This is a genomic window from Spongisporangium articulatum (assembly GCF_044465595.1).
In the GTDB taxonomy this organism is placed as follows: domain Bacteria; phylum Actinomycetota; class Actinomycetes; order Actinomycetales; family Kineosporiaceae; genus Spongisporangium; species Spongisporangium articulatum.
Window position 1 is genome coordinate 159,377 of sequence record NZ_JBITLV010000003.1, and the last position, 19,008, is coordinate 178,384.

The window sequence follows — 19,008 nt, forward strand, 5'->3', positions numbered from 1 at the left end:
CAACCAGCGCGAAGATCACCCGCTCACCACGGAAGACGGGACCTTGGTCCCGACTCGACCGGGCCTTAGGTCCCGAACACCTCATTCCGGGACGAACGGACCACCCGCTCGACCGCCTCGCGCACGGCCGCGACATCCGCGCCGGGCGAGAACCGCAGCCGCAGGCCGTAGTCCTCGGTCGTTCCCAGTACCTCGGCGGCGACGTGCGCAGGCCCATCGGCGAGGTCGAGGGTGACCGTCACGCGAGACCCGACACTCGGCCAGACCACGGAGGCGGGCTGCAGCCGGACCCCGCCCTCGGAGAGGTCGGCCGTCCGGCAGACCACCCGGCGCATCGCAGATCCGGCGGCCTCCCGCCAGCTGAGCAGGGTGGCGACGTCGAGCCCGACCCGCTGGTGCTTCCGGCGCTGCAGCAGCCGAGCCTGGCCCCGGGCCCGCCAGCGGAGCCGGTCCCCGACGGCCCAGCACACGACCGGGATCACCAGGGCGGCGGCGGCGAGGGCCACGACCGCCTCCCCCTCGGCCGCCGCGGTGCCGAGCACCTGGGCCGCCTGCGGCTGCAGGACCCGCATCTCCGTCATCGCGTCGTGGACCGCGACGATGCGACCCGGGATCGATTCCCCGTAGACGGACATGACGACGTTCTGCCCCACCCGGACCTGGGACCGCCCGTCGTCCTCCGCTGCGTCCGTGGTCGCAGGCGTCGATGCGGACATGGCACCCCCGCCGGCCGCCCGGGGAGGTCACCAGGGGTCTCAGCGAGCCCGTCCCTCGGTCAGTGGTTCCATCGGCAGCGGCTCGGCTTTCCTTTCGCCCCGCCACCCGCCGACCGCCGTGACCGCCACCCCGAGCAGCAGCACCACACCCCCGGTCAGCTCGAGCGGCCCCGGACGTTCCTGCTGCACCAGCCAGGCGGTCAGCATGCCGGTCACCGGGACCAGCAGGGTGAACGGGACCACCTGGGCGGCGGCGTGTCTGGCGAGCAACGTGTTCCAGATGCCGTAGCCGACCAGGGAGGCCAGGACGGCGGTGTAGAGCGTCGACAGCACGTTGGCCGTGCTCAGGTGCCCGAGCGCGTGGCCCACGGCGGTGGGCCCGTCGAGCGCCAGCGACAGCAGGAACATCGGCACCGGCACGAACAGCGCCGACCACACGGTCAGGGACAGACCGGAGGCGACGCGGGCCTGCCGGGCGGCGATGTTGCCCGTCGCCCACGACAGCGCGGCCGCCAGGGTGAGCAGCAGCCCCAGCCACGGGGTGGCCGCCGACCGGCCGCCCGCCACCACGGCCAGCCCCACGATGCCCAGCCCGACTCCGACCAGCTGCCGGGTGGTCGGCCGCTCATGCAGTCTCAGGGCGGCCAGCAGCACGGTCAGCAGCACCTGGGCCTGCAGCACGAGACTGGCCAGTCCGGCGGGCATCCCGACCTTCAGCGCGGAGTAGAGCAGCCCGAACTGTCCGATGCTGAGGAACAGCCCGACAGTGCCCAGCACCCGCCAGGGCACCTCCGGGCGCTTCACGAACAGGATCGCGGGGAAGACCACCACCACGAACCGGATCGCCACGAACAGCACGGGCGGCATCCCGTCCAGCCCCTCGTCGATCACGACGAAGTTCGCTCCCCAGATGACGGTCACGAGCAGGGCGAGGACGGAGTCGCGGATCGGCACGCCCGCCAGGTTAGGTGGTGGCCCGCGCGCGCCCCGGACGTCGTCACACCGTCGAGGCCGGTTGGGCCGGACGAGGGATAGGCCGAGGCCGATCGTGTGACACAGAGCTACGACGGGTCGCGAAGACGCCCCCGGCTGTCGATGTCCTGTCCATGGCGCAGCTCCCGGAGACCCTCGCGGGCGCCCTGACGTGCCTGACCGCGGTGGTGGCCACCGGGATGGTCTGGCGGGTGCGGCGACGCGAGGCGACGGTGCTCAACGAGCAGGCCGTCTGGCGGATGGTCCTGCTGGGGACGGCGGCCCTGACGTCCGGGGTGGCCCTCGGCCAGGCGGGGGCGCTGGCCCGGGTGCTGACGGGCGAGAGCGCGTTCGGCCACGCGGGTGGCATCGCGTTCGCGACGCTCTCGACGCTGGCCTGCGTCCCCCTCTACCAGGGGCTGATCCACTGGAACCGGATGCGCACCTTCCTGTCCGACCCGGGCGACTGGGTGTCGGGGTCGAGCGCGGTCCTGGTGTGCGTGGCCTTCGGCAACGCGCTGACCGGCACGCCGTGGCGCGGCCTCGCGGGGGCCGAGCGGCAGGCCCAGCTGTGGCTGGCGGCGGCCGCCGCCGTGCTGATCGGGACCGTCCTGTCGCTGGCCACGATCGCGAAACTCGGCCGGGACGTGCGGATGTGGCTGACCGCGGTGGCCCCGGTGACCATGCTGGTCGTCGCGCTGCTCAGCCTGCGGTTCGGGTCACCGGTGGGCTCGATGGGCCAGGTCGCCGTCCTGCTCGGCGCCGAACTGATCGTGCTCGCGGCGACGCTGCGACCGCGCCGCAACCAGATGGCCCAGGCGTCGCTGGAGCAGAGCACCGGCGGCGTCGTGCTGGTCCTGGTGGCGGGGATCGCGATGCTGGTGGCGGCCGGGCGGCTGCACACGGGGCTGACCGTCGCCGTGCTGGCCTCGCTGGCCTGTGCCGGCGGCTGCCTGCGGTTCGCCACCATGGTCAAGGACCTGACCCGGTTGACCCGGTCCCGGTACGAGGCGCTCACCGACGAGCTGACCGGCGTCCCGAACCGGCGGGCCCTGCTGGCCCATCTCGAGGCGGCGCTGGAGCGGGACGAGCCGATCTCGCTGCTGCTCGTCGACCTCGACGAGTTCAAGGTCGTCAACGACCGGTACGGGCATTCCGTCGGGGACGAGCTGCTGCGTCAGGTGGCCGGCCTGTTCGCCGGACTGCTGCCGGGCGGCGGGATGCTGGCCCGGCTGGGCGGCGACGAGTTCGCCGTCCTGCTGCCGCGCACCACCCTCGACAAGGCGAAGGACGTGGCCGGCCGGCTGGCCGCGCACACCGGGCCGTACCAGCACGTCGACGGCCGGTCGGTGCGGCTGCGGGCCAGCATCGGACTGGCCGCGCACCCAAGTGCGCGCGGCGGCCCCGAGGACCCGGTCGAGCGGATGACCGCCGGGGAGCTGCTGCGTCGCGCCGACACCGCGATGTACCAGGCCAAGGCCTCCCGGGCGGGGGTCGGCGTCTACGACCCGGGCCTGGACGCCCGCGCCCAGCAGCAGATGCAGCTGGTCGAGGACCTGCACCGGCTGCTCGCCCCCGGCTCACCCTCGGCGGAGGAGCTGCAGGTCTACTTCCAGCCGCAGGTCTCGCTGGGGACGAACACGGTGATCGGGGCGGAGGCGCTGGTCCGCTGGCACCACCCGCGGCTGGGCGTCGTGGAACCCCTGCGGTTCATCGACCTGGTGGAGCAGAACGGGCTGATGTCCCGGTTGACGGCCCGCGTGGTGCACGAGGCGGTCGCCCAATGTCTGCGCTGGCAGCGGGCCGGCCACGACCTGCGGGTCTCGGTGAACCTGTCGGCCGGCTGCCTGGTCCAGCCCGACCTGCTCGAGGTGCTCGACGACGTGCTGGCCGGCGAGCTGCCGCCCCAGCGCATGGTTCTGGAGATGACCGAGACCAGCCTGATGCTCGACCCCGAGGTCTCGATGCGCACCATGCGGGCCATCGCGGACCGCGGGTTCGCGATCAGCATCGACGACTACGGCACCGGCTACTCGTCGCTCAGCTACCTGAACGACCTGCCGGCCTGCGAGCTGAAGATCGACCGTTCGTTCGTGCGCCGGCTGCTGGACGACGAGCGCACCCGCGACATCGTGATCGGCACCATCGAGCTGGCCCACCGGCTCGGGATGCGGATCGTCGCCGAGGGCGTGGAGGACCAGGACACGCTGCAGGCGCTGCACGAGATCGGCTGCGACGAGGCGCAGGGGTACCTGCACAGCCGCCCGCTGCCGCTGGAGCAGTTCGCGGCCTGGCTCGAGCGGCGGACGACCGGGCTCAGTACATTCCCAGCCGGCCCAGCGGCTCGACCAGTTCCCGCTCCTCGTACGACAGGTGCGACAGCAGCACGTCAGTGAGCAGATCGACTGCTACGACCACGTTCTGACGCGACTGGGGATCGGCCACGAAACCCACCAGGGCCGCATCGACCCGTTCCAGCACCTCGTGGATCACGTGGTGCTCGGCCTCCAGCCGGTCGACGACGCCGGCCAGGCGCGGGTCCCTGGCCTTCAGGTGCGGCAGCATGCTCTGGTCCTCGAGGGTGTGGTGCGTGGTGACCACCCGGCAGTAGGACTGGCAGTACGTGCTCATCGTCCAGTTGTTCTGCCGCAACGTCATCTCGTTGATCGCCGAGCGCGCCACGCCGGGGTCGACGGAGCCGCCCGCGACCTGGTCGACGATGTTCCGGACCTGGGCGAGCTCCTGGCGCAGGTGGTCGTGCACGTCGACCAGGTGCTGGCCGGTGGCCACCTCGTGCCTCGTGTACCGGCGGTCCGGGTCGGGAGCGGGCCCGGTGGGCCGGGTCGACTCGTCCCAGCCGAGCTCCCGGAACGTGGCGGCATCGCTGAGCCGCCGCCCGTCGTCCGGGGTGGGCGCCACGTCGAAAGCCGAGGCGGGGACGACGGTCTCGACGAGATTCACCGACTCGCGCTCCGGCTCGGGGGCGGCGGCCCGCACCCCGCGGCGCTCGTCGTCCACCAGTTCCCGGACGACGGGAGCCACCTCCCCGGCGAAGCGCCGGAGGTCGTCGGGGTCGTCGGCGGCGACGATGAAGGTGCCGATGCCCTCGCCGAGCGCCAGGTCGGCCAGCTGCTCGGCCCACACCTCGGCCGGCCCGGCCAGGAAACCGCCTGCGCTGCCGAACCTTCCGCTGATGTTGTAGAGCCGCCGGATCGCCCGGGGGTCGCGGCCGGCCGCCTGCGCCGCCTCGTCGATCCGGGCGTTGGCGTCGGCCAGCCCGTCGGGCGGTAGGTAGCCGGCACTGGGCAGCCAGCCGTCGCCCAGCCGCCCGGTGAGCGCGAGCATGCGCGGCTTGTACGCGCCGACCCAGATGCCGATGTCGTGCGCGGGCGCGGGGCCGGGATGCGCGCCGGACACGTGGTGCACGTCGCCCTCGACGCGCACGGAGCGTCGGGTGGTGTCCCAGATCCCGCGGATGATCTCGATTCCCTCGGCCAGGGCCGTGACCGCCTGCCCGGAGCCGAGTCTCGGCCCGCCGTAACCGGCCACCGCGTCGCCGAACGCGCCCGCCCCCAGGCCCAGCTCGACCCGACCACCCGACAGCAGGTCGAGGCTCGCGGCGGCCTTGGCCAGCACCGCCGGCGGGCGCAGCTGCAGGTTGGCGACGTTGGGGCTGACCCGCACGCTCGTCGTCCGGGTCGCCACCACGGACAGCAGGGTCCAGGTGTCGAGGAACCGGGCCTGGTACGGGTGGTCCTGGAAGGTGACCAGGTCGAGGCCGAGCCGCTCGGTGAGCTGGGCCAGCGCGACGACGGTCTCGTGCCCGTCGGCGAGAGGCGTGATGAACGAGCCGAACTCCAGGTCGTGACCGTAGTCGGTCATCGCACCTCCCTGCTTCGGGCGCGAAGCGCCGCCAGACCCCAGATCACGAACGCGGCCGCGGCGAACCCACCGCCCAGCCAGGTGGCCGCCGTCCACCCGCCCGAATCGTGCAGCAGGCCGGTGCCGGCCGAGGCGATCGCCCCGCCGGTGAACACGCTCGACATGAACACGGTGTTGATCCGCGAGCGCGCATCGGCCCGCAGGCCGTAGATCTCGCGCTGGCTGAGTACCTGGTGCCCCTGCACCGCGAAGTCGACGGCGAACCCGGCCAGGACGAGCACCCACAGCCGGTCGCGCCCCAGCCCGGCGGCGGCCATCGCCGCGATCCCCAGGAGGATGAGCAGGCCACCGCCGATCGTCGAGTGGCCCCGGTCGCCCAACCGGCCGGCCACCGGCGCGGCCACCGCCCCGCCGGCGCCGGCCAGGGCGAACAGGCCGATCTGGAACTGGTCGAGGCCGTGGTCGTTGATCAGCTCGAAGGCCACCGCGCTCCAGAACGCGCTGAACGCGCCGAACATCAGGGCCTGGCTGAGCGCCCGGCGGCGCAGCGCCGGCAGTTCGGGCACGAGCGCGACGACGGAGCCGAGCAGGCGGGCGTAGCTCATCCGGTGCTCGGGCTCGCGCGGCACGAGGATGCGCGGCAGCGCCACGGCCAGCCCCAGCATCAGCACGGCCGACACGGCGAAGATCGACCGCCAGCCGAACGCGCCCGCGACCACGCTGGAGAAGCTGCGGGCCAGCAGGATGCCGGTGAGCAGCCCGGTCATCACCATGCCGATCATCCGGCCGCGGGAGGCGTCGTCGGCCAGGTGCGCGGCGTACGGGATGAGCACCTGCGCCACCACCGACGTGATGCCCAGGATCAGGCTGCCGATCAGGAAGACCCCGTAGCTGGGCGCCGCCGCGCACACCGCGGCGGACAGCGCGGTCAGCACCAGGGTGCGGGAGACCAGCCGCCGGGTCTCGACCAGGTCGCCGAGGGGCAGGACGAACAGCAGCCCGAGCACGTACCCGACCTGCGTCGCCGTGACCACGAAGGCCGCCGTGCCCTCGGCGACGTCGAACCGCCGGGCGATGGCGTCCAGCAGCGGCTGCGCGTAGTACAGGTTGGCGACGGTCAGGCCGCAGGACAGGGCGAGGACGGCGGTGAGCCCGGCTCCGGGTTTCGCGCTCGTCACGGCCGGAGCCGGAGCAGACGTCACGCGGGCCAGCCTAAGTGGTCCTACGAATCGGTTCATACTGAGGACGTGGCCCCTCGCCCGCCCCGCACCGGCAGCGAACCCGACACGGCCCGCAGTGCACTCGGGCTGCGGTTGGTGCTGGCGACCTTCGGGCTGCTGTGCGGCCTGTCCGGGACGATCGTCTTCGGACTGTACGAGTGGGTCGGGGCCGCCGTGCTCTTCGCGGCGATCGGGCTGAGCGCCGCCGTCGACGTGGCGGTCGTCGTCCACCGGATCCGCCAGGGCCCGCACTTCCAGCCGGGCGCGCGGGTCCCCCCGTACGAACCGGCCCGGCCCGACCGGGCCCTGCAGACCCCCGTGCCGATCCCGCAGGACGTCCGGGTCCGGCGCTACCTGGCCCTGATGGCCCTGTGCCTCGTGCTGATCACGGTCGCCTGGGTGTGGGTGCGGACGTTCTCGACGACGGGAGCGGTCGTGATGTCGCTGATCGCCATGGTCATCCCCCCGGTCGCCGCGTTCGTGGCTAACATCGGCTCACGTTCGCCTTGAGCGAACCCCGCTCAACTTTGGGGAATCAGTTTCGCTCAAGCCTCGTTGAGCAGATCGAACGTCCTACCGATCAGACCCGCTAGAGGAAGGGTGAGCTGCCATGGCTCTGCCTGTCGTCCGTACCTATGACCCCCAGTTCGAGCAGCTGGTCCGGGCGTTCTTCGCGCCCCGTACCGCCGCCCCGACCCGCCGCTGGGCGCCCGTCACCGAGGTCAGCAGCACCGACGAGGCCTACACGGTCACCGTCGAGCTGCCCGGCGTGAAGCGCGAGGACGTCTCCGTCGAGGTGGCCGAGAAGACCCTCGTGGTCACCGCCACCCGCGGCGAGACGTTCACGCTGCGGCGCTCGCTGCCGGGCGACGTCCAGCGTGACGACGTCTCCGCGACCCTCGCGGACGGCGTCCTCACCGTGACCCTCCCCCGCGCGGCCGCCCCCGCGCCTCGGAAGGTCGAGATCACCCAGGGCTGAGGCCCCGGGTTCGAGGCACCTCGTGGCTGTCCCCCCGTAGCCCGAGGTGAGGCCCGACCCCCGCCGCACCCGCCGCCCGTCCCCCGTGGCGTGCGGAGTGCCGGGGGTCGGTGCATTTTGGGGGTGTGCCCTCTTCAGCTGCGCCTACCGTCTTCGTCCTCTTCGGCGCCACCGGCGACCTGGCCCACCGGCTGGTGCTGCCGGCGTTCTTCACCCTCGCCGACCGCGACCTGCTGCCCGACCGGTGGTGGCTGGTCGGCAACGGCCGCGGCGACCACCCGCACGAGCACTTCCGGAAGGCGGTGCGCGACGCCCTCGAGGCCGACGACTCCGCCCCCAATCCCGACGACCTCGACTGGGACGACGTGGCCTCCCGCGTCCTGTTCGCCGGCGGCGGGTTCAGCGCCGACGACCCGGGCGCCCTCCCCGACGTGCTGGCCGAGATCCGCAAGGAGGCCGGGGACTCCGCCGATGAGGTCCAGCTGGTCTTCTACCTGGCCCTGCCGCCGTCGGTGTTCCTGCCCGTCACGAAGGCCCTCGCGGCGCACGGGCTGACCGAGGGCGCCCGCGTCGTCTACGAGAAGCCCTACGGGACCTCACCGTCCGGCTTCGAGGAACTCGACGCCGCCGTGCACGAGGTGCTCGACGAGGACCAGGTGTTCCGGATCGACCACTTCCTCGGCAAGGAGGCCACCCAGGACCTGCACGTGCTGCGGTTCGCGAACCAGCTCTTCACCGGCGTCTGGAACCGCGAGCACGTCGCCCAGGTGCAGATCGACGTCCCCGAGACCCTCGACATCGACGACCGGGCCCAGTTCTACGACGCCACCGGGGCGACCCTCGACATGTTGGTCACGCACCTCTTCCAGGTGGCGGCCGAGGTCGCGATGGAACCCCCCGCGGGGTCGGGGGCGCTCGCGTTGCAGGAGGCCCGGGAGGCGGTCATCGCCGCGTTCCGGCCACTGGCGAAGGACGACGTGGTGCTGGGCCAGTACCAGGGGTACCGCGACGTCGAGGGCGTGGCCGACGACTCGACGACCGACACGTTCGTCGCGGCCCGGCTGTGGGTCGACACCGACCGTTGGCACGGCGTCCCGTTCCTGCTGCGCACCGGGAAACGGCTGGCCGCCTCGGCCCAGCAGGTGACCCTGGTGTTCCGGGAGCCGGACGGCCCGGTGGGCGACGTCCCGGTGCGCGGGTCGTTCCTGCGGGTGTCCCTGGCCGGGGACGGCCAGATCGACATCGGCATGGTGCTGAAGGAACCCGGCCCGGAGGGCGCGCTGGTCACCGGGACGGCGGCCCTGCCGCTCGAGCGCGTGCCCCGGGCCGAGCCGTTGCCCGCGTACGCGACGCTGCTGCTCGACGTGATGGCGGGCGACAAGGCGCTGTTCACCAGCCGGGAGGGCCTGCAGCACGCCTGGAAGGCGGCTACTTCGCTGCTCGCCGACCGGCCGGCGGTCCAGCCGTACGAGCAGGGTTCGTGGGGCCCCGACGCCGCGCACGACCTGCCGGCGGGCGGCTGGATGCCGCTGCTCAGCTCGTCCGGAAGCTCCTAGGGCCGCAGGGCTTCGAGCACCTCGCGGGCGCGGTCCATCGAGGCCCGGGGGTCGGCGGCCGGGTGCCCGATCGAGGGGTCGAAGTTCAGGTCGACGAAGACCTCGGTGACGCCCTGCTCGGCCAGCTGCGCGACGTCGTCCCGCACCTGCTCGAGCGGCCCGCTCAGCGGGCGCGTGCGCTCGCCGCCCACCACGACCCCCCGGCAGACGAAGCGGAGGGCGTCGGGGTCGCGCCCGGCGTCCTGCGCGGCCCGTTTCACCTGCGCGATGCGCGTGTGCAGCTCGGACGGCGGGACGCGGCTGCTGCTGATCCACCCGTCGGCCCGGCGGCCGGCGCGGGCCAACGCCGTCGGCGCATCTCCGCCCAGCAGAATCGGAATCCCCTCCGGGTTGACGGGTTTCGGCAGCACCTCGGCGGGCTGCAGCCGGTACAGCGGCCCGTCGTAGGCCACCGGGTCCGGACCGAGCAACCGTCTCAGGACGCCGAGGTACTCCTCGGCCCGGACCCCGCGGCCCTCGATCGGCACCCCGCTGGCCTCGAACTCGATCGGCTGCCAGCCGTTGCCGAGCCCCGCCACGAGCCGGCCGCCGGACAGCACGTCCACCGCGGCCAGCTGCTTGGCCAGCAACGGCGGCGAGAAGAACGGCATGTTCAGGACGGCGACGCCCAACTCCACGCGTTCGGTCAGGGCGGCCGCGGCGCCGAGGGCGACGACGGGGTCGACCACCGACCAGTAGGTGGGCGGGATCGACCGGTCGGCGGGCGAGACGAGCCGCTGGAACGTCCACACCGAGTGGTAGCCGAGGCGTTCGGCGGTCGTGGCGATCTCGACGAAGTTCTCCCGGGTGGCCCAGGAACCCGCCACGGGCAGTCCGAATCCCACTCGCATGCCGTCTCTCCTATCGTGAGTGCGTGCCGTCCGCCGCGCAGGTCATCGAGGTCGACGGCCGGGAGGTGAAGGTCACCAACCCGGCCAAGGTCGTGTTCCCCGAGCTGGGGATCACGAAGCTCGAGCTGGTCCAGTACTACCTGGCCGTGGCCGACGGCGCGCTGCGTGGGGTCGCGGGGCGGCCCATGGTGCTCAAACGGTTCGTGAAGGGCATCGAGGAGGAGGCCTTCTTCCAGAAGCGGGCGCCCGCGAACCGGCCGCCGTACGTCGGGGTGGCCGAGCTCAAGTACGCCTCCGGCCGATCGGCCGAGGAGGCCGTGGTGTCGGACGCCGCCGGGCTGGCCTGGGCGATCAACGTCGGCTGCGTCGACCTCAACCCGCACCCGCTGCGCGACGACGACCTCGTCCACCCCGACGAGCTGCGCATCGACCTCGACCCGATGCCGGGGGTCCCGTGGTCACAGATCGTGGACGTGGCCCTGGTCGTGCGGTCCGTGCTCGAGGACCACGGGCTGGTCGGCTGGCCTAAGACGTCGGGCTCGCGGGGCATGCACATCAACGTGCGGATCGCGCGGGACTGGACGTTCCGCGAGCTGCGGACGGCCGCCGAGACGGTGTCACGCGAGGTCGAGCTGCGGGCCCCCGAGATCGCCACGGCGAAGTGGTGGAAGGAGGAGCGCGGGGCGAAGGTGTTCACGGACTTCAACCAGAACGCCTACGACCGCACCGTCGCCTCCGTCTGGTCGGTGCGACCCACGCCCGACGCACGGGTCTCGCTGCCCCTGACGTGGGACGAGGTACCCGCGTGCGATCCACTGCTCTACACGATGTCCGTTGCCGTGGAACGCTTCTCGGACGGCGACCCCTGGCTCGGCATGGACGCCGCCGTCGGCTCGCTCGACGCGCTGCTGGCCCGGGCCGAGGAGCTCGGACCGGCCGAGAAGCCACCCAAGGGCACCGGCGGGCGGACGATGACCATGCCGCTGATCGAGATCGCCCGGGCCAAGACCAAGGCCGAGGCACTGGAAGGGCTGGAGCGCTGGAAGTCCCGGCACGGTGCGGTTTTCGCACTGCTGGAGCCCGCCGACGTGCTCCTCGACGGCATGCGCGGCAGCTCGTCGCTCTGGTACCGGATCCGGCTCAACCTGCAGCACGTCCCCGAAGCCCAGCGCCCGCCGCAGGAGCCCCTGGAGGTCGACTACGACCCGTGGGCCGGCAAGACCTGGCCCGGCCGGCCATGACTGCTCATGCTGTCCAGATGCACATTTTCTCGGCCGATTTCCGGCCCAGAGTGTTCATTTCGCCAGCATGAGCGGTAGGTAGCGGCGTTCGGCGGTGGCCCAGGCCGTCGAGGTGAGCAGGTAGAGGACGACCGCGAACGGCATGACGAAGGCGGCACCGACGGTCGTGAACGGCAGGACCCGGGCCAGAGTGCGGTTCAGCCCCGCCTGATCGGTCTGAGGGTCCAGCCGCGCGACCGCGGTCGACCCCGACCAGGTCGCCACCAGCATCAACATCAGCACGGCCACGACGAACACCGCGGCCGGCGCCGACACGAACCCGGCCGATGCCACAGCCGCGAGACCGTGCTGCGAGAGCGGCATCCCGAACAGGGTCGCGTTCGCCACGACGGACGAGCTGCACAGCCGGTAGAGGCCGTAGAGCACCGGCGCCTGGGCGAGCGCGGCGCCGAGACCCGCGAACGGGGAGATCCCCGCGTCACGGTGCGCGGCGAGCAGCTCCTCGGTGAGCCGTTGCGGATCACCTCGATGGCGCATGCGCAGCTCGGCCACGCGAGGCGCGAGGGCGCGGCGGGCGAGGTCGGCCCGGACGATGCGTACGGACAGCGGCAGCAACGCGACCCGCACGAGGACGGTCAGCAGGACGATCAGAGCAGGCATGGGTAGGGCAGGGACGGGCACGGAAACTCCAGAATGGTGGACGCGGGCCGGACTTCAGTCGAAGTACGGGCCGCAGTCCGGCGCCCGGGGCTGCGGGCGACCCGGCGCGTCGGGCGCCCAGTGCTCGCCCTGCGCACGGTCCCGCGTGCGCACCCGCACCGGGGCGACCGGCGCGTTCACCATCCCGAGGACCGTCAGCGCGATGCGCGCGAGCAGCGCGACGAGCACCACGACCGCGAGTACGGCCGCGACCTCCAGCAGGCTGGGGAGCAGCCAGGCCTGGTCCATCACCCGTCCATGCTGACACGGCCCCGCAGGATCCCGCCAGAGATCGAACATCTGTTCGAATATCGTGTTACCGTCGAGGGCATGGTCGACTTCCAGGGGTCGCTGCTGGACCTGGCGTCCGACGGCCGCGACGAGATCGGGCCGGGCGGCCTGGATCCCCGACGCGAGGACCTGTCAGCCGGAGCCTGGGTGGACCTGCGCCCGGCGTGGGTGCACGGCGCCGACCGGCTCTTCGAGACGTTGATCGACGTGGTGCCGTGGCGGGCCGAACGGCGCCAGATGTACGACCGGGAGGTCGCCGTCCCGCGGCTGCTCTGCTTCTACGGCGAAGCCGACCCGCTCCCCCACCCGTCACTCGAGCTCATGCGTGAGCGGCTGTCCGCCCACTACGCCGACGAACTCGGCGAGCCGTTCGTGACCGCGGGGCTGTGCCTGTACCGGGACGGGCGCGACAGCGTGGCCTGGCACGGCGACCGCATCGGGCGCGGGTCGACGCACGACACGATGGTGGCCATCGTCAGCGTCGGCTCGCCGCGCGCCCTGCTGCTGCGCCCCGCCACGGGCGGCGCGAGCATCCGGCACAACCTCGGCCACGGCGACCTGATCGTGATGGGCGGCTCGTGCCAGCGCACCTGGGAGCACGCCGTCCCGAAGTCGGCCCGGCCCACCGGCCCGCGGATCAGCATCCAGTTCCGGCCGCGGGGCGTCCGGTAAGCCCTACTGCTCAGCCAGGACGACGACCTGGTCGTCCTTCGCGAACCGCACCGTCGCGCTCTTGGCGGGGTTGACCACGGTCGCCCGGTCGCCGCCCGCCCGCCGGTAGCCGATGGCCAGCTCGCCCCGGCGCAGGGCCGCCTCGCACACGGTGCCGAACGTCCACTCGCCCGGTTCGACGTAGTCGGTCACCGGCCGCAGGTACAGCTCGTGCCCGTCGCGGCTGAGCAGGTCGTCCAGAACCGCGGCCAAGTACGGGTTCTCGGCGATCTGCGAGATCACGAGCGAGATGAGCCTGCTGCTGACGATGAAGTCGTCGCGGTCGCCGCCGCTGGCCAGGTCGCGGCTGCGCACGTCGAGGATCTCGCTGGTGATCGGCACCGGCGTCTCCTTGGTGATGTCGCGCAGGTGCAGCAGCGAGACCATCGTGCGGGCGTCGGCCATGTCCTGCGAGCGGCCCCGCGACTCCGACAGCAGCAGCACGTGATCGAAGGACGGCACGTCGAGCGCGTCGAGCACGCCCCGGTCGGAGAGGTCGCCGTCGCGCACCTCCAGGGTCGCGTGGTCCAGCGGCTGGGGCTCGGGTTCCTCGCCCACCACCAGCACCGCGCTGCCCGGGGGCAGGAACCCGTCGAGTTCGCGCAGCACGAGCGGCAGGCGCGGGCTGCTGCCCAGCACGAGGACCCGCTCGGGGTGCGGCTCCCGGCCCGGCCCCGGCGGCACGATCGCGGTCCGGGCCTCGGACGCCGGACCGGGCGCTCCGTCGAGCACGACCGTGTCGTCGTCCTCGCTGATCGCGACCACCCGGTCGCCCGCCTCGAAGACCCGCTCCCACGGGGGCGGCAGCATCAGGGTGTCGTCGGCGGTGAGCACCCCGATCAGCGTCGAGGAGCCGAACCGGAAGACCGCGTCGCGGAACGTCGTCCCGGCCAGCTTCGGCACCGGGGTCACGTAGATCTCGACGCCCGCGAAGTCGAGCAGTTCGCCGTAGACCTCGGCCAGCCCCGACTGCCGGCCGGTCTGGACCAGCAGGCGGCTGATCAGCGGGCCCGTGGTCACCAGCGCCGCCGCCGGCCCGGTCACCATCCGGGCCACGGGTACGGTCCGCTCGTCGAGCAGTTCGGCGACGACGTGGACGTGCTTGTCCCCCAGTACCTTGCGGAGGGCGAGCAGGGACTTCATCACCACTGCATCGGCCTCGCTCGGGGTGGCGGGCGCCCCGTCCGGGCGGTGCTCGGGGGCCAGGACGACGACCGCCCGGGCCGTCGCCGGGGAGACCAGGTGCAGGTCGTCGATGGTCAGCGCGTCACCGCGCCTGGTCACCACGCGCAGGCGGGTGCCCTCGAGCGCGGCCGCGATCTCCTCGTCCATGGCGACCTTGTCGCGGTCGGCGAGGATCACCACGCAGGCCCCGCGCCGGTTGGCGTTCGCCTCGGCCAGCTCGGTCAGCAGCGCGAAGAGCTTCGAGTTCCACCCGAGCACCACCGTGTGGTTGCGCTCCACCACGGCGCTGCGCCCCCGCCGCAGCCCCTCGAGGATGTCGCCGAAACCCTGGTTCAGGACCCCGATCAGCGCCGCGACCACGAACAGGCCACCGATGGTGACCACCAGCATGACCGCGAGGTAGGTCCAGGAGGTCAGCGCGTCGCCGCCCACCATGCCCGCGTCGAGCGAATGCATCAGCGAGACCCAGACGACGCTTCCGAACGACTCGGCCCGGCCGTCGTCGTCCACGGGCTGCACCCCGAGCAGCACGGTCGCGACCGTGGCGATCAGCACCAGGACCACGGTGGCCGAGGCCAGCAGCAGCACCTGCGCGGTCACGCCGCGGGCCATCATGTTGTCGAAGCGGTACCGCGCCCGGGCTCTGATCACGAACGAGGACGATAGCCGCAGGTCAGGCGGTGAGTCTCACGGGTTGGCCAGTTGCCTCGAGCACAGACATCCAGAGGTCGCCGTGCGGGTCTACCTTGTTCGTGCCGGACACCGCCAGCGTGATCGGTACGTGCACGAACCGCCCGTGCCAGCGGCCGATCACCATCGCCGTCCGCCCGGCCATGGCGGCGTGCACGGCGGCGTGGGCCAGACGGAGGCAGTACACGCTGTCGTAGGGGTTGGCCGGCACCGAGCGGATCGTGTAGCTGGGGTCGATGTAGCGCAGGTTCAGCTCGGTCCCGCAGCCGGCGAAGTGCTCGGTGATGCGCTCCTTGAGCAGTACCCCGACGTCGCGCAGCTTCGCGTTGCCGGAGGCGTCCGACCCGTTCTCCGACGACGGGAAATGTTCCTGCCCGGCGCCTTCCGCGACCACCACCACGGCGTTGCCGGCCACCTCGACCCGCCGCCGCAGCTGTTCCAGCAGGCCGTCGGGCCCGTCCAGGTCGAACGGCACCTCGGGGATCAGCACGAAGTCGGCGTGGTTGCGGGCCAGCGCGGCGTAGCAGGCGATGAAACCCGAGTGCCGCCCCATCAGCTTGACCAGCCCCACCCCGCCCGGCGCCGAGCGGGCCTCGGACTTGGCGGCCAGGATCGTCTCCCCCGCCGTCCCGAACGCGGTCTGGAACCCGAACGAGTGGTCGATGTACGGGATGTCGTTGTCGATCGTCTTGGGGATGCCCACCACCGCGACCCGCTCGCCGCGGGCGGCGGCGACCTCGGCGATGCGGGCCGCCCCGCGCATCGACCCGTCGCCGCCGATCACGAACAGGACGTTGATGTTCATCCGCTCCAGGCAGTCGACGATCTCCTCCGGGTCCTGCGACCCGCGCGACGTGCCGAGCATGGTGCCGCCGTCCTCGTGGATGTTGCGCACGACGTCGGGCGTGAGGTCGACGACGGGGTGGCCGTAGCGGGCGATGAAACCCTGGTACCCGTTGCGGAAGCCGAAGATCCGTTTGACCTTGTAGTGCAGGGTCAGTTCCATCACCAGGCCGCGGATCACGTTGTTCAGGCCGGGGCACAGCCCGCCGCAGGTGACGATGCCGACCCGGGTCTTGGTGGGGTCGAAGTAGATCTTGCGCCGCGGGCCGCCCGGCTCGAACCCCAGCGGGCCGCCCTCGCCCTCGCGGGCCACCAGTGTGGACAGCGTGTCGTCGAGCAGGACGCGGTCGCTCTCGTCGACGTAGTTGACGCTGACCTGGCGGGTGTCCAGCAGGGGCAGCAGCGGCGAGTCGACCCGGCACTCACCCAGCGCGGAGACGGCCAGGTCGGCGGCCACCACTGTCTCAGCAGGTCGATCGGTCACCCGGTCAACCCTAAAGTGACCGTGTTACGGCAAAGGTCCGGACAGCCGGGCCGGCCCGGCGCGCACCCCTTGGACCTCGTCGAGCAGGGCCTGGATCGCCTTGCCCATCATCGCCACCCACGGCTCGCGCATCATCGACAGGTGGTCGGCGCCGACGTCGAGCATGTCCCACTCGCCGGACAGGTACGGGCCCCAGTCGGAGCGGATCGCCCGGTCCTCGCTGGCCGCGACGACGACCAGGGTCCGGCCGGGCCACGGCGGCGCCTTGTACCGGGAGGCCAGCACCTGGCTCTGGGCGTGGAACCGCCAGAACTGCCGCAGGCCCGAGGAGTGCACGACCCCGGTCAGGGACACGTTGACCGTCTCCCGGATCCGCTTCGCGAGTGAACCGCGTTCCGTGGCGGGCAGTTTCGCCGGATCCGGCGGGTAGGAGTCGAGGATCACCAGCAGGTCGACGTCCTCCCCGGCCCGGCGCAGCTGGTGGGCCATCTCGACCGCCACGACCCCGCCGAACGAGTGCCCGCCCAGGTGGTAGGGCCCGCGTGGCTGGAACTCGCGCAGCGTCCGGACGTGCCGGCGAGCCATCGCCTCGACCGACCAGTCCGGGATGCCGCGCCGCTCGAGCGCGTGCGCCTGGAAGGCGTAGACGGGCTGGTCGGAGTCGAGATGGGTGACCAGCGGCTGGATCCCGACGGCCAGCCCACCACCGCCCGCGACCATGAACAGCGGCGGCCGCTCGCCCGTCTCCCGCAGGGCCACGAGGGTGCCGTGCCCGAGCTGGGCGGCGGGGCGCTTCAACCGGCTCGCGAAGCCGCCGAGGGTGGGGGCCTGGGCCAGCATCGTGGTGGTGACGTCGTCCTCGTTCAGGTCGAACCGCTTGATCACGGCGGTGATCAGTTGCTGGGCGACGAGCGAGTCACCACCCAGCTCGAAGAAGTCGTCGTCCGGGCCGATCTGGTCGAGGCCGAGGACGTCCTGCCAGACCTCACCCACGATCAGCTGCCACTCGTCACGGCGTTCCAGCCCCTTGCCGACCACGACCGCGGGCGGCTCGGGCAGCGCCGCCCGGTCGAGCTTGCCCCGCTCGGTACGCGGCAACGCCGTCAGGAAGACGACCGTCTCGGGGACCATGTGGCCGGGCAGGACCTGCCGCAGGGCGGCCCGGATCCCGGCCCCGCTGGAGCGCTCACCGCTCGGGACGACGTAGCTCACCAGCCGGGTGCCGGTGCCGTCCGGCCGGGGCCGGCCCACCGTCACCGCCTCGCGGACGTCGGGCAGCCCGAACAGGGCGGTGTCGACCTCACCGGGCTCGACCAGGTAGCCGCGGACCTTCACGCTGTGGTCGCGGCGGCCCAGGAGGTGCAGCCGGCCCTCGTCGTCGATCCGGCCGATGTCGCTGCTGGCGTACCAGTGCCACCCGTCCGCGGTGACGTCGAAGGCGGCCTGGGTGGCCTCGGGGTTGTCCCAGTACCCGAGGGCCAGTTGCTCGCGCCGGACGACGACCCGGCCCACCTCTCCGCGGCGTACCTTCCCGCCCTCCTCGTCCATCAGGACCACGCTCGTGTGCCCGACGGGCCGGCCGGCAGGCAGGGCCCCCTCGGGCGTCGGGTCCTCGGGGCGCAGGACGAACTCGGCGATCAGCCCCGTCTCCGACGAGCCGTACCGGTTGTAGAGGGTGAGGCCGGGCGGGAGCACGGCCCGGGCCGCCGCGATGTCGGTGCCGTAGGCGCTCTCACCGGCCACGGTCAGCGAGCGGAGCGTGGCCAGCTTGGCCGGGTCGGGCCGGCTCTCCACGAAGCCCCGCAGGATCGCCGGGCTGGCGTGCATCACGCTCACCCCGTGGATGGCCACCGCGTCCGACAGGCCGGCGATCCCCGAGCTGCGCACGTCGTACATCACCATGGTCGTGCCGACCAGCGGCCCGCAGGTGCTGACGCACATGCCGGCGTTGAAGGCCAGCGGCAGCGTGTGGGCCATCACGTCGTCGGCGCCGTAGCAGCCGGCGGCGGTCGAGTTGGCCCAGGCGTCACCGGCCAGCTGCCGGGTGCCCGTGGCCACGACCTTCGGGACGCCGGTCGAGCCGGAGGTGAAGGAGAGCACCGCCGGGACGTCGCCCGGCGGCGGGTTGCGCCACAGGTCGGTGGGGTCGGCCGGGGCCAGCCCGGCGTCCAGCACCTGGACCCGCACGCCGAGCTGCGCGGCGGCCTCGGCGTTCGCCGGGTCGGCGAGGACCAGGCCGACGCCGACCCGCTCGGCGAAGGCCCGCAGCCGGGGCACGGGGGTGCGGGCGTCGAGGACGAGCACCGGTCGGCCCGCGGCGAGGACCCCGATCAGCGCCGTGACCGCCTCGGTGCGGTGGTCGAACAGCATCGCGACCGGCACGGATCCGCCCGACCCGGCAGGCCCGGCGGCGTCGTCCCGAAGCACGCGCAGCACTCCCGCCGCCTCGGCGGCGAACTCGCGGTAGGTCAGGCGTCGGACGTCGTCGATCACCGCGACCTTGTCCGGCTGCATGCTCACGACCTGGGCCAGCCGCGCGAAGTACCCGGCCTCGACCACCGAGGCGTCCAGCGGGGGCAAGGTCATAACTTCTGAACGTACTACCTGCTATCCCCCACCTAGTCCGTAATTGTCAACGATGCACATTCT

At 72.5% G+C, this 19,008-nt stretch carries 16 protein-coding genes; 6 read left to right on the forward strand and 10 right to left on the reverse strand.

The window, feature by feature from the left end; translation table 11 throughout:
• Positions 1–65: 65 nt before the first annotated feature.
• The gene (locus tag ACIB24_RS10435) at positions 66–716 is read right to left on the reverse strand and encodes a PilZ domain-containing protein (protein ID WP_398279242.1); all 651 of its coding nucleotides are present in this window, start codon (positions 714–716) and stop codon (positions 66–68) included.
• Between the two features lie 39 nt (positions 717–755).
• On the reverse strand, positions 756–1,670 hold the full coding sequence (locus ACIB24_RS10440) for an EamA family transporter (RefSeq protein WP_398279245.1): 915 nt from the start codon (positions 1,668–1,670) through the stop codon (positions 756–758).
• Between the two features lie 152 nt (positions 1,671–1,822).
• Between ACIB24_RS10440 and ACIB24_RS10445 the strand changes: the two genes are divergently transcribed.
• Positions 1,823–4,084, forward strand: coding sequence for a putative bifunctional diguanylate cyclase/phosphodiesterase (locus ACIB24_RS10445; RefSeq protein WP_398279248.1), 2,262 nt, complete (start codon positions 1,823–1,825; stop codon positions 4,082–4,084).
• Here ACIB24_RS10445 and ACIB24_RS10450 read toward each other — a convergent pair.
• Complete coding sequence (locus ACIB24_RS10450) at positions 4,005–5,570, reverse strand: LLM class flavin-dependent oxidoreductase (protein ID WP_398279251.1); 1,566 nt, start codon at positions 5,568–5,570, stop codon at positions 4,005–4,007. The two genes, ACIB24_RS10445 and ACIB24_RS10450, sit on opposite strands and share 80 nt — an antisense overlap.
• Positions 5,567–6,772 (reverse strand): MFS transporter, encoded by a 1,206-nt coding sequence (locus ACIB24_RS10455; RefSeq protein WP_398279254.1) that lies wholly within the window; start codon positions 6,770–6,772, stop codon positions 5,567–5,569. Before ACIB24_RS10455 ends, ACIB24_RS10450 begins: the two co-directional genes overlap by 4 nt.
• Before the next feature lie 45 nt (positions 6,773–6,817).
• On the opposite strand from ACIB24_RS10455, the gene ACIB24_RS10460 reads away from it, so the two are divergent.
• The 3 genes from ACIB24_RS10460 to ACIB24_RS10470 all read left to right on the forward strand — a co-directional run bounded on the left by ACIB24_RS10460 (position 6,818) and on the right by ACIB24_RS10470 (position 9,325).
• The gene (locus tag ACIB24_RS10460; RefSeq protein WP_398279256.1) at positions 6,818–7,300 is read left to right on the forward strand and encodes a DUF6343 family protein; all 483 of its coding nucleotides are present in this window, start codon (positions 6,818–6,820) and stop codon (positions 7,298–7,300) included.
• Between the two features lie 100 nt (positions 7,301–7,400).
• Positions 7,401–7,769 (forward strand): Hsp20/alpha crystallin family protein, encoded by a 369-nt coding sequence (locus ACIB24_RS10465; RefSeq protein WP_398279258.1) that lies wholly within the window; start codon positions 7,401–7,403, stop codon positions 7,767–7,769.
• A gap of 125 nt (positions 7,770–7,894) precedes the next feature.
• Entirely contained in the window at positions 7,895–9,325 is a 1,431-nt protein-coding gene (locus ACIB24_RS10470; RefSeq protein ID WP_398279261.1) for a glucose-6-phosphate dehydrogenase, read from the forward strand.
• Here the strand turns inward: ACIB24_RS10470 and ACIB24_RS10475 are convergent.
• The gene (locus tag ACIB24_RS10475; RefSeq protein WP_398279264.1) at positions 9,322–10,215 is read right to left on the reverse strand and encodes a TIGR03619 family F420-dependent LLM class oxidoreductase; all 894 of its coding nucleotides are present in this window, start codon (positions 10,213–10,215) and stop codon (positions 9,322–9,324) included. The genes ACIB24_RS10470 and ACIB24_RS10475 overlap by 4 nt on opposite strands.
• A 23-nt stretch (positions 10,216–10,238) precedes the next feature.
• Here ACIB24_RS10475 and ACIB24_RS10480 point away from each other — a divergent pair, with 23 nt between their 5' ends.
• Positions 10,239–11,456, forward strand: a complete 1,218-nt coding sequence (locus tag ACIB24_RS10480) for a DNA polymerase domain-containing protein (RefSeq protein ID WP_398279267.1) — start codon at positions 10,239–10,241, stop codon at positions 11,454–11,456.
• Positions 11,457–11,510: 54 nt separating this feature from the next.
• On the opposite strand, the gene yidC is transcribed toward ACIB24_RS10480, so the two are convergent.
• Both yidC and ACIB24_RS10490 read right to left on the reverse strand, forming a co-directional pair.
• Entirely contained in the window at positions 11,511–12,137 is a 627-nt protein-coding gene (gene yidC / locus ACIB24_RS10485) for a membrane protein insertase YidC (protein ID WP_398279270.1), read from the reverse strand.
• Positions 12,138–12,170: 33 nt separating this feature from the next.
• Positions 12,171–12,404, reverse strand: coding sequence for a hypothetical protein (locus ACIB24_RS10490; RefSeq protein WP_398279273.1), 234 nt, complete (start codon positions 12,402–12,404; stop codon positions 12,171–12,173).
• 81 nt (positions 12,405–12,485) lie between these two features.
• Between ACIB24_RS10490 and ACIB24_RS10495 the strand changes: the two genes are divergently transcribed.
• Positions 12,486–13,118 carry an alpha-ketoglutarate-dependent dioxygenase AlkB gene (locus ACIB24_RS10495; protein WP_398279276.1) on the forward strand — a complete coding sequence of 211 codons (633 nt, stop codon included), beginning with the start codon at positions 12,486–12,488 and terminating at the stop codon, positions 13,116–13,118.
• A 3-nt stretch (positions 13,119–13,121) separates the two neighbouring features.
• On the opposite strand, the gene ACIB24_RS10500 is transcribed toward ACIB24_RS10495, so the two are convergent.
• Genes ACIB24_RS10500 through ACIB24_RS10510 form a run of 3 tightly spaced genes read right to left on the reverse strand, consistent with a single transcriptional unit; the run spans position 13,122 to position 18,945 of the window.
• The gene (locus ACIB24_RS10500; protein WP_398279278.1) at positions 13,122–14,993 is read right to left on the reverse strand and encodes a CASTOR/POLLUX-related putative ion channel; all 1,872 of its coding nucleotides are present in this window, start codon (positions 14,991–14,993) and stop codon (positions 13,122–13,124) included.
• A gap of 22 nt (positions 14,994–15,015) precedes the next feature.
• Entirely contained in the window at positions 15,016–16,359 is a 1,344-nt protein-coding gene (locus tag ACIB24_RS10505; protein WP_398279281.1) for an ATP-dependent 6-phosphofructokinase, read from the reverse strand.
• Positions 16,360–16,383: 24 nt separating this feature from the next.
• Complete coding sequence (locus ACIB24_RS10510) at positions 16,384–18,945, reverse strand: AMP-binding protein (protein ID WP_398279284.1); 2,562 nt, start codon at positions 18,943–18,945, stop codon at positions 16,384–16,386.
• Positions 18,946–19,008 lie beyond the last annotated feature (63 nt).